Origin of the sequence: Micromonospora sp. NPDC047465, from assembly GCF_040643125.1 — a bacterium.
Classification (GTDB): domain Bacteria; phylum Actinomycetota; class Actinomycetes; order Mycobacteriales; family Micromonosporaceae; genus Micromonospora.
The window spans coordinates 1-12540 of record NZ_JBEYTP010000057.1 but is presented as its reverse complement, the minus strand read 5'-3'; the positions used below and the strand labels follow the sequence as shown (position 1 = coordinate 12540).

General features: G+C 75.5%; 13 protein-coding genes and 1 pseudogene. 9 read left to right on the top strand and 5 right to left on the bottom strand.

Features of this window, described 5'->3' with window-relative positions:
- Nucleotides 1-251: 251 nt before the first annotated feature.
- Together ABZ793_RS31210 and ABZ793_RS31205 are read right to left on the bottom strand one after the other, a co-directional pair.
- Entirely contained in the window at nt 252-680 is a 429-nt protein-coding gene (locus ABZ793_RS31210; protein WP_091106530.1) for an OsmC family protein, read from the bottom strand.
- Nucleotides 681-862: 182 nt separating this feature from the next.
- The gene (locus ABZ793_RS31205) at nt 863-1810 is read right to left on the bottom strand and encodes a serine/threonine-protein kinase (RefSeq protein WP_357463811.1); all 948 of its coding nucleotides are present in this window, start codon (nt 1808-1810) and stop codon (nt 863-865) included.
- Between the two features lie 174 nt (nt 1811-1984).
- Between ABZ793_RS31205 and ABZ793_RS31200 the strand changes: the two genes are divergently transcribed.
- The 4 genes and pseudogenes from ABZ793_RS31200 to ABZ793_RS31185 form a co-directional block, all read left to right on the top strand.
- Nucleotides 1985-2218, top strand: coding sequence for a hypothetical protein (locus ABZ793_RS31200; protein ID WP_357463808.1), 234 nt, complete (start codon nt 1985-1987; stop codon nt 2216-2218).
- 116 nt (nt 2219-2334) lie between these two features.
- Nucleotides 2335-3081, top strand: coding sequence for a response regulator transcription factor (locus ABZ793_RS31195; RefSeq protein ID WP_357463805.1), 747 nt, complete (start codon nt 2335-2337; stop codon nt 3079-3081).
- Nucleotides 3059-3271, top strand: coding sequence for a hypothetical protein (locus ABZ793_RS31190; protein WP_357463803.1), 213 nt, complete (start codon nt 3059-3061; stop codon nt 3269-3271). Before ABZ793_RS31195 ends, ABZ793_RS31190 begins: the two co-directional genes overlap by 23 nt.
- A pseudogene (locus ABZ793_RS31185) lies at nt 3250-4002 on the top strand (ATP-binding protein); the annotation flags it as partial. The gene ABZ793_RS31190 and the pseudogene ABZ793_RS31185, both read left to right, overlap by 22 nt.
- Before the next feature lie 13 nt (nt 4003-4015).
- Here the strand turns inward: ABZ793_RS31185 and ABZ793_RS31180 are convergent.
- Nucleotides 4016-4870, bottom strand: a complete 855-nt coding sequence (locus tag ABZ793_RS31180) for an arginase family protein (protein ID WP_357463800.1) — start codon at nt 4868-4870, stop codon at nt 4016-4018.
- A gap of 38 nt (nt 4871-4908) precedes the next feature.
- On the opposite strand from ABZ793_RS31180, the gene ABZ793_RS31175 reads away from it, so the two are divergent.
- Nucleotides 4909-5595: a helix-turn-helix domain-containing protein gene (locus ABZ793_RS31175; protein ID WP_357463797.1), complete on the top strand. Its 687-nt coding sequence runs from the start codon at nt 4909-4911 to the stop codon at nt 5593-5595.
- A gap of 73 nt (nt 5596-5668) precedes the next feature.
- Here the strand turns inward: ABZ793_RS31175 and ABZ793_RS31170 are convergent, their stop codons facing one another.
- Nucleotides 5669-6064 carry a VOC family protein gene (locus tag ABZ793_RS31170; RefSeq protein WP_357463794.1) on the bottom strand — a complete coding sequence of 132 codons (396 nt, stop codon included), beginning with the start codon at nt 6062-6064 and terminating at the stop codon, nt 5669-5671.
- A gap of 191 nt (nt 6065-6255) precedes the next feature.
- On the opposite strand from ABZ793_RS31170, the gene ABZ793_RS31165 reads away from it, so the two are divergent.
- The 4 genes from ABZ793_RS31165 to ABZ793_RS31150 all read left to right on the top strand — a co-directional run bounded on the left by ABZ793_RS31165 (nt 6256) and on the right by ABZ793_RS31150 (nt 11444).
- Entirely contained in the window at nt 6256-6405 is a 150-nt protein-coding gene (locus ABZ793_RS31165) for a hypothetical protein (RefSeq protein WP_357463791.1), read from the top strand.
- Nucleotides 6406-6412: 7 nt separating this feature from the next.
- A complete protein-coding gene (locus tag ABZ793_RS31160) occupies nt 6413-7837 on the top strand; it encodes a class I SAM-dependent methyltransferase (protein WP_357463788.1) in 1425 nt (474 codons plus the stop codon).
- On the top strand, nt 7830-9887 hold the full coding sequence (locus tag ABZ793_RS31155; protein ID WP_357463785.1) for a sulfatase-like hydrolase/transferase: 2058 nt from the start codon (nt 7830-7832) through the stop codon (nt 9885-9887). Before ABZ793_RS31160 ends, ABZ793_RS31155 begins: the two co-directional genes overlap by 8 nt.
- A gap of 273 nt (nt 9888-10160) precedes the next feature.
- Nucleotides 10161-11444, top strand: coding sequence for a citrate synthase (locus ABZ793_RS31150; protein ID WP_357463782.1), 1284 nt, complete (start codon nt 10161-10163; stop codon nt 11442-11444).
- Between the two features lie 179 nt (nt 11445-11623).
- On the opposite strand, the gene ABZ793_RS31145 is transcribed toward ABZ793_RS31150, so the two are convergent.
- Nucleotides 11624-12540, bottom strand: a 917-nt coding sequence (locus tag ABZ793_RS31145; RefSeq protein WP_357463779.1) for a glycosyltransferase family 4 protein, incomplete at its 5' end; no start/stop codon positions are given.

Here is a 12540-nt window from a genome sequence, read left to right as displayed (position 1 = left end):
CCGATAAAGGAGTAGGAAAGGGGCGAATAGTCGATCTTGGGGCGCGGGTCGTGGCGTCGGCTCGCCCTCCACGGAAGGACCGATGCGGCAGTCAGCCGTTCGGGCCGCCATCGGTCGGCTGCGAGGGCGACCCGCACGTCGGCCGGGACGGGCCAGAGGTGGCCTCGGTCGCCGCGCGCCCGGCGCGTGCCGCCGGGGCCCATGACGCGCCGGTGGCCTCGCGGGTCTGGCTCGCCCGGGCGACGGTGAGGTCAGTGCCGGCCGTTCTCCGCGGGCGTGACGGTGAGCCGGTGCCGGCTGGCGTCGCCGCTGGAGAACGGCCACAGCCGGTCGGCGTGCTCGACGAGCTCGGCCAGTTGCTGGCGGGTGAGCCCGGCCGACGAGATGGAGGCGTGCACGTCGGCCCGATACCGGCCGTCGTCGTCGCGCCCGAGCTTCGCCTCCGCCCGCACCTGCACGGTGTGCGCCTCGTCGGTGATCTCACCGGCTGCCTCCACCGCCGCGTGGTGCAGGCAGGACGCGAAAGCGGCGGCGAGCAGCTGCTCCGGGGTCAGGCCCGAGCAGTGCGGCGCCAGCGGGGACGCGAGGGCCGTGGAGAGCCCCCCGTCGTCGGTGCGTACGTGGCCGCCCTCGGCGGTCGCGGTGGCCGTCTCGTTCAGCCAGGAGCTCGATTCCGGCATCGCGTTCCTCCCGTTCACTCACCCGCCCGGCTACCCGGCCCCCGAGCCGTGAAACCGCAGGTGGTGGCCGGGACTGCGGGCGTGACGGCGGCGACCGGCGCCGGCGGGACGGATCGGCCCGGTGCGAAGGTGGCGGCGCCGGACGGCCCGGCCGGCGTGGCAGGCGGCCGTGCCCGGACGGCTCAGCCGGCGTGGGTGGACCGGTCGGGGACGGCCGCCGCCTCGGTCACCTCGGCCGCCGCGCGTTCCGTCCACGGGGACACCTGGCCGCCGCGCTGCCCGGGCGCCACCGGCTGCCGCATCGGCACGTACACCCGGGCGTCCACCGCCTCGGCCAGCACCAGCGCGGCCACCAGGCTGGTCGGCCGGTCGGCCGGGTCGTCGGCCAGGCAGCGTGCGCACAGGTCGGCCACCTCCGGGGGCAGCCCGTCGATCTCGGGCAGCGGCTGCGGGGGTTGCCGCCGCCGCACGCCGAACAGCTGCGTCGTCGTGCCCGCCTGGTACGGCAGCCGCCCGGTGAGGCAGTAGTAGAGCAGCACGCCGAGGGCGTACATGTCGGCGGCCGGGGTGGCGGGCGCCCGCTCCAACTGCTCGGGCGCGAGGTACGCCGGCGTGCCCACCACGATCCCCTCCGGCGACCGGTCCGGGGTGCCCGAGGGGGTGGCGATGCCGAAGTCGAGCACCTTGACGCCGGACGGGGTCAGGATGACGTTGGCCGGCTTGACGTCGCGGTGCACGATGCCGTGCGCGTGGGCCGCGGCCAGGGCGGCGCTGATCTCGGCGCAGACCCGCACGGCGATGCGCCAGTCCAGCGGCCCGGCCCGCAGGTGCGCCGCGAGCGTCTCGCCCTCGGCCAGCTCCATGACGATGTAGGGCACCTGGCCGCCGGGCAGCGTCGCGCAGGTGCCGAAGTCGTGCACGCTGGCCACGTTCGGGTGCACCAGCCGGGCCGCGGAGCGCGCCTCGGCGCGGATCCGCTCCACCGAGGTGTCCGGTTCCTCCTGCCCGGGGGACATGACCTTCACCGCCACCGGCCGGTCGAGCACCGCGTCGTGGGCCCGCCAGACCTCAGACATGCCGCCGATGCCGATGCGCTGTTCGAGCCGGTAACGCCCGCCCAGCGTCCTCATCGACCGCTCCTCGTCTGCCGCCACCGCCCGTCCCCGGGCGTCCGCCGTGTCGCCTTCGCTGCCGTTACCCGGCCTCCGATCAGGGCAAACCGCAGCCGGTTCCGGGCGGGGGCAGCCCGCGCTGCGGTAGCTTGCGAGCCGAGGCCGCTGTCGGCCCGGACCGGAGGTGCGCGGATGGGCGAGGTGACCGTACGCTTCGTCGGCGGGCCGGCCCACGACCTGGTCCGGGCGCTTCCCGCCGGGCCCGACGGGTCCCCGCCGGCGCGCTGGGTCCTGCGCCACCCCGACGGGGCGGGGGCGGCCGGCGGCGGCGGGCCGGACCACCTCTACGAGCGCGAGCACGCCGCCGGCGGCGGCACGTGGACGATGCGCTTCGTGCACACCTATCCCGTGGGCATGACGGAATGACCCGCCCTACCCGCGGGGCGGCTGACCGGCGGTAACCGCGCCGGCACGAGCCGCGCACAGCGGGCGCACAGGTGGTGCACAAGGCGGGCACAGCCGGCCGGTCCACGATGGGGACCATGATGACCGAGGGGCAGGCCGGAGCGGGCCGCGTGGAGCTGCGTCGCCCGGACGGCGAGCCCGTCCGGGTGCTGGTGGTCGACGACGAGCCGACCCTGGCCGACCTGCTGTCGATGGCGCTGCGCTACGAGGGCTGGCAGGTGCGTACGGCGGGGGACGGGATGTCGGCGCTGAGCGCGGCGCGGCACCTCCGGCCGGACGCCGTGGTGCTCGACGTGATGCTGCCGGACCTGGACGGTTTCCAGGTGCTGCGCCGGCTGCGCGAGCATGCCCCGACGGTGCCGGTGCTGTTCCTGACCGCCCGGGACGCGGTCGAGGAGCGGATCGCCGGCCTCACCGTCGGCGGCGACGACTACGTGACGAAGCCGTTCAGCCTGGAGGAGGTGATCGCCCGGCTGCGGGCGCTGCTGCGCCGGTCGGGCTTCGCCGTCGCCGCCCGTACGGACGCGGTGCTCACGGTCGGCGACCTCAGCCTGGACGAGGACAGCCACGAGGTGCGCCGCGACGGCGAGTCGATCACGCTCACCGCCACCGAGTTCGAACTGCTGCGCTACCTCATGCGCAACCCGCGCCGCGTGCTGAGCAAGGCGCAGATCCTCGACCGGGTCTGGAACTACGACTTCGGCGGCCAGGCCAACGTGGTCGAGCTCTACATCTCGTACCTGCGGAAGAAGATCGACGCCGGCCGGAAGCCGATGATCCATACGCTGCGCGGCGCGGGTTATGTCCTCCGCCCGGCGGACTGAGCGGCCCGCCGCCCGGCTCCGCCTCCGGCCCGCCGCCCGGCTGGCCGGCCTGTCGCTGCGCACCCGGCTGGTGGTCATCCTGGTCGCCCTGCTGGCCCTGGTCAGCGTCGCCATCGGCGGGATCACCACGGTCGCGCTGCGGCAGTTCATGATCGACCGGGTGGACGAGGCCAGGTGGGCGCGGCGCTGAACCGGATGCTCGGGCACGTCGCCGCCGCCCTCGCCGCCCGCCAGGCCAGCGAGACCCGGGTACGCCAGTTCGTCGCCGACGCCAGCCACGAGCTGCGCACCCCGCTGGCCGCCATCCGCGGGTACGCCGAACTCGCCCGGCGTGGCCGGGAGGGCGTGCCGCCCGACGTGGCCCACGCGCTGCGCCGGGTCGAGTCGGAGAGCGTCCGGATGACCAGCCTCGTCGACGACCTGCTGCTGGCCCGGCTGGATTCGGGCCGCCCGTTCGCGGTCGGGCCGGTGGACGTTCCCGCGCTGGTGGTGGACGCGGTCAGCGACGCCCGCGTCGCCGGACCGGAGCACCGCTGGCAGCTCGACCTGCCCGACGCCCTCATCCGGGTCACCGGCGACCCGGCCCGGCTGCACCAGGTGCTGGCGAACCTGCTGGCCAACGCCCGGGTGCACACCCCGCCGGGGACCACGGTCACCACCGCCCTGCGGGTGGCGGGGGACGCCGCCGTGCTCAGCGTCGCCGACGACGGTCCGGGCGTGCCGGCGGAGCTGCGGGACGAGGTGTTCGAACGCTTCTCGCGGGGCGACAGCTCCCGCTCCCGGGCGCACGGCAGCACCGGCCTGGGCCTGGCCATCGTGGCCGCCGTCGTGGAGGCCCACGGCGGCACGGTCGGGATGGACAGCCGGCCGGGGCGGACGGTGTTCACCGTCCGCCTGCCGCGCGTCGCGACCGGGACGTAGCGTCGGTCCCCGGTCAGTCGGCCAGCAGGTCGGCGAGGACGGCTGCGATCCGCTCCGCGTGCCGCCCGTCGGGGTCCTCGTCGGCGTTGAAGTCCGTGACGCTCATCCCGATCAGCCGGCCCGAGCGCACCAGCGGCGCGACCAGCGCCGCGAGGTCGGCCCAGTCCAGGCCGCCCGGCTCGGGGTAGCTGACCGCCGGCAGCACGACCGGGTCGAGCACGTCGAGGTCGAGGTGCAGCCAGGCCGGCGTGGTGCCGGTGGCCAGGTCCCGGCCCACCGTCGCCGCGTCGGGCCCGCGCAGCCGGTCGGCCGGCACCAGGTGCACGGCCGGGTCGACCCGGACGGCTTCCATGCCCTCCGCCACGTCCGGGTCCGGCGGGCGGTGGCCGAGCACGTACACCTGGTCGGGGTCGACCAGCGGCCCCTCCCGGTCGAGGACACCGGCCGGGCCGTGGTCGGTGACGATCGACAGGTCCATGTCCGCCGCCTCGCCGGTGGGCGAGGTGCGCCCGTCCTCGAAGTCGAGGTGGGCGTCGAGGAACCACAGGTCGAAGCCGGCCGGCAACCCCTGCAGCGTGCCCGGCAGGATCGCGCAGTCGCCCCCGAGCACGAGAGGGCTGTGGCCCGCGTCGAGCAGCTCCGTCACCCGGGCGGCGATCGCCCGGGTGGCCCGCCGCAGGTGTTCGACGCCGATCACGCCGGTCTCCGGGTCGCGGACGGGGTCGGTGACCAGGGCGTCGACCGCGCCGGCGTCCGCCGCGCCCAGCCGGCCCAGCAGCCCCGCCGACCGCAGCGCCGCGGGTGACCGCCGCTCGCCCCGGCCGCGGCCGGAGGAGTCGAGCGGAGCGTCCAGCACCGACCATCGCACAACCGGAAGGCTAGTCCGGTCGTGGCAGGCTGGGCGGCATGTACCGGGAACGTCTCGCCGGGTTTGCCGGCGCGGTGCTCTGGACCAGCACGACGAGGGCGGGCGCCGCGCCGACCCGGGTGCTCCCCGACGGCTGCGTCGACCTGCTCTGGACGAGCCGTGCCGGCCTGCTGGTGGCCGGGCCCGACCGCACCGCGCACCTGAGCGGCGGCGGGCCGGCGCGGCGCTGGGTGGGGCTGCGGCTGCCGCCCGGCGTCGGCCCGGTGGTGCTCGGCGTGCCCGCCGTCGAGCTGCGCGACCGACGGGTCCCCCTAGCCGACCTGTGGGGCGACCGCGACGTCGACCGGCTGGCAGAGCAGGCCGAGGCCGCCCCGGCCGCCGTGCTGACGGAGATCGCCGCGGCGCGGCTGCGGGCGGCCGGGGGCCCGGACCCGCTCGGCGTCCGGGTCGCCGCCGCGCTGGCCGCCGGCACGACCGTGACGGCGGCCGCTGCCGAGGTCGGCCTCGACCCGCGCGCCCTGCACCGTCGCAGCCAGCACCTGTTCGGGTACGGCCCGAAGACCCTGGCCCGGATCCTGCGGATGGGGCGCGCCCTGACGCTGGCCCGCGCCGGCACCCCGCTGGCCGAGGTGGCGGCCCGCTGCGGGTACGCCGACCAGGCCCACCTCACCCGCGACGTGCGGGACCTGGCCGGGGTGCCGCCGACCGTCCTGCTGCCGCGCTGAGCGAACCCGGTCCAGCCCTCGGTTCCGGCCCTGCGAGGGCGGGCCGGTCCGGCCCGCGCGGGCCGGACCGCGCTCACCCCTGTGCGAGCGGGGCGAACAGGTCCACGCCGTTGCCGTCCGGGTCGAGCACCACCGCGTACCGCTGGCCCCAGTAGGCGTCCCACGGGGGCAGGTGGCCCGGGTGGCCCTCGGCCACCAGTTCGGCGTAGAGCCGGTCCACCTCGGCCGGGTCGGCGCACCGGAACGCGAGCCCGGCACCGCCCCCGCCCCCGGGCTTCCGGTGCGGGTCGAACGAGCGGACGGTGTCGGCGGTGTCCCAGGCCAGCCGGAGGCCCCCCGGCAGGGTGACCTCCACGTGCGGCTCGGTGTCGGCCTCGGCCGGGATGTCGAGGCCGAGCCGGCGGTAGAAGGCGAGCGAGCGTGGCAGGTCGCTGGCGACCATGCCGATGAGGTCCAGTGTCGGTGTCATGGCTGCCACGGTAGGGGCGGCCCCGGGCGGGTGTCTTGAACGAAACGGACGCCGGGCGGAGTGCCCGGTGTGGCCTTCACGGCGGGGACGATCGGCGTACGGTGTGGGACAAGTCCGGCTTTCCGGCCATATCCCTCATAGGGTGCGACCGGGCGCGCCGGCGGTCGAGACGGCGAGGGAAGGAGCGGTCGGTGGAACACCTGGCCTACCTGGACGCGGGGTCCGGCAGCCTGATCGTGCAGGCGGTGGTCGGCGGGGTGGCCGGCGCCGCGGTGGCGGCCAAGCTCTACTGGCGGCGGCTGGTCGACCGCTTCCGCCGCCAGCCCACCGACCACCACTGACCCGTCGATGGTGACCCCCCACACCGGCGTGCGCGCCGAGCCCGGGTCGTTCCGCGACCCGGCCAACCGGGTCTTCCACCTCGGCGACGACGTGCTGCGCGGGCTGGACGAGCGGGCCGCCCGGGAGTGGCGCGCACTGGCCGCCACCGAGTTCTTCCCGCCGCTGCTCGCCGCCGGCAAGGTCTGCGGCACCGAGCCGGTCGAGCCGGCGCGGGTGCCCACGGCCGCCCGGTGGGCGGCCGTGCTCCGCCACGAGCGCATCCCGTTCGTCTCGCACCCGTACGAGTGGTCCTTCGCCATGCTGCGGGACGCGGCGCTGCTGCACCTGGAGATCCTGCGGGCGGCGCTGCCGGCCGGTTTCACCACCAAGGACGGCTCGGCGTACAACCTCCAGTGGCGGGGGGCGGAGCCGGTCTTCATCGACGTCGGCTCGTTCACCCCGGCGCGCGACGGCGAGCCCTGGGCCGGCTACCGGCAGTTCTGCCAGACCCTGCTCTACCCGCTCCTGCTCGGCGCCCACCTCGGGCTGGACTTCCAGCCGTGGCTGCGCGCCCGGGTCGACGGGATCGAGCCCGACCAGATGCGCCGGCTGTTCGGCGGGGCGCGCCGGCTGCTGCCCGGCGTGCCCACCCACGTGCACCTGCACGACGCGATGCAGCGCCGCAACGCCCGGGCCAGCACCGCCGACGTCCGGTCGCAGCTACGGGCGGCCGGCTACTCCCGGGAGCTGGCGCTGGCCACCGTACGCGGGATCGAGAAGCTCGTCCGCCGGCTCGAGCACCGCCCGGCCGCCAGCCACTGGGTCGACTACCAGCGCACCTGCGCGTACACGGCCGACGACCGGGCCGCGAAGGAACGTTTCGTCACCGAGTCGCTGGCCGGCCCGCCGCGTCCCCGCCTGGCGCTCGACCTCGGCGCCAACGACGGCCGGTACGCCCGGCTCGCCGCCCGGCAGGCCGACTACGTCGTCGCGGTGGAGCAGGACCCGGCCGTCGTGGACGGGCTCTACCGGGCGCTGCGTGACGAGGGCGAGCGGCGGATCCTGCCGCTGGTGATGGACCTCGCCGACCCGTCCCCCGGCGGCGGCTGGCGGGGCGTCGAGCGGGCCTCGTTCGCGGACCGCGCCCGGGCGGACGTGGTGCTCGCCCTGGCCCTGGTGCACCACCTGGCGATCGGGCGCAACGTGCCGCTGACCGAGGTGCTGGACTGGCTCGTCGGCCTCGCCGCCCCCGGTGGCCGGATCGTGGTGGAGTTCGTCCACCCCGAGGACCCGATGGCCCGCCGGCTGCTGGCCAACAAGCCCGAGGGACTCTTCCCGGACTACCGGCGCGCCGAGTTCGAGCGGCTGCTGGGAGTCCGGTGCCGGATCGCGCGCCGTCTCGACCTGCCCTCGGGCACCCGGACCCTCTACGCGGCGGTCGCGGGTGGCTGAGCCGGCGTGCCCGGCGGACCACGCCGCCCCGGCCGACCCACCGCCAGCGTCCACGCGGGCCGGCCGGTCGCCGGGCCGGCGGGCGGAACTCGGCCGGCTGGCGGAGGTCGCCGCCCTCGTCGGCCTCGTGGTGACCCAGCCGCTGCTGGACGTCCTCGGCCGCAGCCCGGACTTCTTCCTGTTCCACCGGGCGGACCGGCGCGAGATCCTGCTGCTGGTCGCACTGGTCGTCCTGGTGCCCACGGCGGCCGTGGCGCTGCTCGGCGCGCTGTCCCGGCTGGCCGGGCGGGCCGCCCGCTCGGTGACGCACAGCCTGCTGGTCGGGCTGCTGCTCGCCGCCCTGGCCGTGCAGGTCGGCCGGCACGGTACGCCGCTGCGGGGCGTACCGCTGCTGCTGGTGGCGGCGGTGGCCGGCGCCGCCGGGGCGGTCGCGCACCGGCGGTGGCGCGGGCCCGGGCGGGTGCTGCGGCTGGCCGCCGCCGGCCCGCTGCTGTTCGTGGGGCTGTTCCTGTTCGCCTCGCCCACCTCCACGGTGGTGCTGCCCCGCGGCGAGGGCGGCGCGGCCGGGGCGGCCGGGCCCGGCAACCACCCGCCGGTCGTGGTGCTGGTCCTCGACGAGCTGCCGCTGGTCTCCCTGCTCGGACCGGACGGGCGGGTCGACGCCGCCCGGTACCCGCACTTCGCCGAGTTGGCCGCCGGCTCCACCTGGTACCGCAACGCCACCGGCGTCGCCGGCTGGACGCCGTACGCGTTGCCGGCGATGCTCACCGGTCGGTACCCGCAGCGCGCGGCGGCGCCGCACTACTCGCAGTACCCGGACAACCTCTTCACCGCCTTCGGCGGCCTGTACGACATCCGCGCCGAGGAGAGCATCACCCGGCTCTGCCCGCCCAGCCGGTGCGAGTCGCCGGTCACCCCGGAGCAGGGGATGGGTGTGCTCGTCCGGGAGACCGGCGGGCTGCTGCGCCGCCTCGCCGGCCCCGTGGACAGCCGGGTCGACCCGGAGGACTCCTACCGGGAGCGCACCCGAGCCGAGGCGGGCATCGACGACGCCGAGCCGGTGCCGGCGGACCCGAAGTTCCGGTGGGACAGCCTGAACGCCAACCAGCCGGCCCGGTTCACCAGTTTCCTGGCCGGACTGCGGCCGGCGTCCCGGCCCACGCTGCACTTCCTGCACCTGCTGATGCCGCACTCCCCGTGGGCGTACCTGCCGTCCGGGTCGCGCTACGACGCCCCGGAGGACCTGCCGAACGACGGCGACGGCTGGGTGGAGTTGGCCCACCGGCGCCACCTCGCGCAGCTCGGCTACACCGACCGGCTGATCGGGGAGACCCTGCGCACCCTGCGGGAGCGCGGCCTCTACGACGAGGCCCTGCTGGTGGTCACCGCCGACCACGGGGTCAGCTTCACCAAGGGCGCCCAGGGGCGCGGGATGGACGCCCTCCGGGCCGCCCCGGACGAGGTCGCCTGGGTGCCGATGTTCGTCAAGACCCCGGGGCAGCGCGCCGGGCGGGTCGACGACCGGAACTGGCAGCACGTCGACCTGCTGCCCACCATCGCCGACGAGGCCGCCATCCGGCTGCCCTGGCGGGTCGACGGCCGGTCCGCCCGCGAGGCCCCGCGCGCCGAGACGGGCAAGGTCTTCTACGACCGCCCCGGGGAACCGACGCCCATACCCGGCGGTGTGCCGGCCCCGCCCGCACCGCCCGCGCCCCACCCGCTCGTGGGCACCGCCGTCGGCGACCGTCCGAACGGCGGCACCGCCCGCGTCGCCGGCCTGTCCGGGTTCCGGGCCGTCGACCCGGACACCGGCCGGCTGCCGGCGGCGGTCTGGGGCGACGTGCCGGACGAGGTGCCCTCCGGCACTCTGCTGGCCGTCGCCGTCAACGGCCGGGTCGGCGCCGTCGTGCCGGTGGTCCCCCGGGACGCCGGCGGTCGCCGCTTCGCCGCCCTGGTCACCGACGACCGGCTCTTCCACGCCGGGGCGAACCGGCTGGACGTCTACCGCGTCGCCGCCGACGGGACGCTGCGCCGGCTCGACCTGTCCTGAGGCGCTCCGGCCCGCCCGCGACGGGCGCGCCCTGCCCACCGCGGCGCGCGCCCTGCCCGCCTGTGACGGCGGCCGGCCGGTAGCGTTCCCATGCCCACGCGGGCACGGGCGGCCCGCCGTGCCCGAAATGGACGGGGTTTCCCGGCCCGCTGGTCGGGAATCGGGTGACGCAGACCTCACCGCCGAACCACGGCGGGCGGTATCCCCGCGACCGTGATTACGGTAAAAGCGAAGGCAATTCAACGCAGATCTGCCGGCGAAGCGAGGGACCACATGACGGAAGTCAAGCTCGATCACCCCGGTGGGCAGCTTTCGATGCCGGTGCAATCCGCGGTCGAGGGCCCCGCCGGCATCGGGGTGGGCAAGCTGCTCAAGGAAACCGGGATGACGACGTACGACCCTGGTTTCGTCAACACCGCGGCCTGCTCGTCCGCGATCACCTACATCGACGGCGACGCGGGCATCCTGCGTTACCGCGGGTACCCGATCGAGCAGCTCGCGGAGAAGTCCTCGTTCCTGGAGGTCTCCTATCTGCTGATCTACGGTGAGCTGCCGAGCCAGCAGCAGCTGACCGAGTTCACCGAGCGGATCCGGCGGCACTCCCTGCTGCACGAGGAGATGCGCCGCTTCTTCGACGGCTTCCCGCGCGACGCGCACCCGATGGCGGTGCTCTCCTCGGCCGTGAGCGCCATCTCGACCTTCTACCAGGACAGCCTGGACCCGTTCGACTCCTCGCACGTCGAGATGTCCACGGTCCGGCTGATGGCGAAGGTCCCCACCATCGCCTCGTACGCCTACAAGAAGTCGATCGGCCAGCCGCTGCTGTACCCGGACAACTCGCTGGGCTACGTGGAGAACTTCCTGCGGATGACCTTCGGCGTGCCGGCGGAGCCGTACGAGGTCGACCCGGTCACGGCCAAGGTGCTGGACATGCTGTTCATCCTGCACGCCGACCACGAGCAGAACTGCTCCACCTCGACCGTGCGGCTGGTCGGCTCCAGCAACGCCAACCTCTTCGCCTCGGTCTCGGCCGGCGTGAACGCGCTCTTCGGCCCGCTGCACGGTGGCGCCAACCAGGCCGTGCTGGAGATGCTGGAGAAGATCCAGGCCGACGGCGGCGACGTCGCGTCCTTCGTCCGCAAGGTGAAGGACAAGCAGGACGGCGTGAAGCTGATGGGCTTCGGCCACCGGGTCTACAAGAACTACGACCCGCGCGCGGCGATCGTGAAGAACGCGGCCCAGGACGTGCTCGGCCGGATGGCCAAGCCGGACCCGCTGCTGGACATCGCGATGCAGCTCGAGGAGATCGCGCTGGCCGACGACTTCTTCGTGTCCCGCAAGCTCTACCCGAACGTGGACTTCTACACCGGCCTGATCTACAAGGCCATGGGCTTCCCGACCAAGATGTTCACGGTGCTCTTCGCGCTGGGCCGGCTTCCCGGCTGGATCGCCCAGTGGCGCGAGATGATCAACGACCCGGAGACCAAGATCGGCCGCCCGCGGCAGATCTACACCGGCTCCCCGGAGCGGGCGTACGCCCCGTTCTCGGAGCGCTGACCTCCGCCCCGCGCACCGCACACAGGCCGCCGACCCCGCGAGGGTTCGGCGGCCTGTCGCGCTGCGGGGGAGGGGCGGGGCGTGCCGGTCGCGCCCTGTCGAGCTGCCCCGCTGACGAGACCACCCAGACGGCACGTGACGAGTGCGGTGCCCGTTAGCCGGCCGGGTCCCCGCGCCGGTCAGCGCAGGCCGGCGGCGGCCAGCAGGTTGCCCTCCGCGATGGCCGGCAGGGCGCGGCCCCGGGTCATCCGCTCGGCGGCCCGCTCGGCGGTGAATGCCGGCGCCGTGGCGATCGCCGCGGCGTAGGCGGCGGCCGTGCGGTGCGCGATCGCCGTCCAGCCGTACCGCTCGTGGACCATGGCGTGGGCGCGGCGGGCCAGCTCGCGGGCCCGCTCCCGGTCCGACAGCAGGGCATGCACGGCGTCGGTCAGCCCGTCCGGGTCGTGCGGCCGGAAGGTCATCCCGGTGACGCCCGGCTCGACGATCTCGGCCAGCCCGCCGGTCGCGGCGACCGCCAGGGGCGCGCCGGCGGCGGCGCCCTCCAGGGCCACCATGCCGAACGGCTCGTAGATGCTCGGCACCGCGAAGCAGTCCGAGGCGGCCATCACCGCGGGCAGGTCGGTGCCGCCGAGGAAGCCCGGGAGGCTGACCGTGCCGGCCAGGCCGAGACGGTGCACCTCGGCCTCCAGTTCGCCGCGGTACGGGCCGTCGCCGACGATGACCGCGCGCAGCCCGGGGTGCCGCTCGCGCAGCCGGGGAAGCCCGGCGATCAGGTGCTGCACGCCCTTCTCGTAGACCAGCCGGCCGGCGAAGGTGACCAGTGGGCCATCCCCGGCGAACCGGGCGCGGGCCTGTGCCACCGCGGCCGCCGGCGCCCGCCAGCGGTGCGGCTCCACGCCGTTGGGCACCACGTCGACCCGGCCGGCCGGCACGCCGAACAGCCCGGTCACCTCGTCGCGCATGTAGCCGGAGCAGACGATCACCCGTCCGGACTCGCCGGCCAGCCAGTGCTCGACGCCGTGGATGGTGCGGTTCATCTCCTCCGGCAGCCAGCCCTGGTGCCGGCCGGCCTCGGTGGCGTGGATGGTGCTGACCA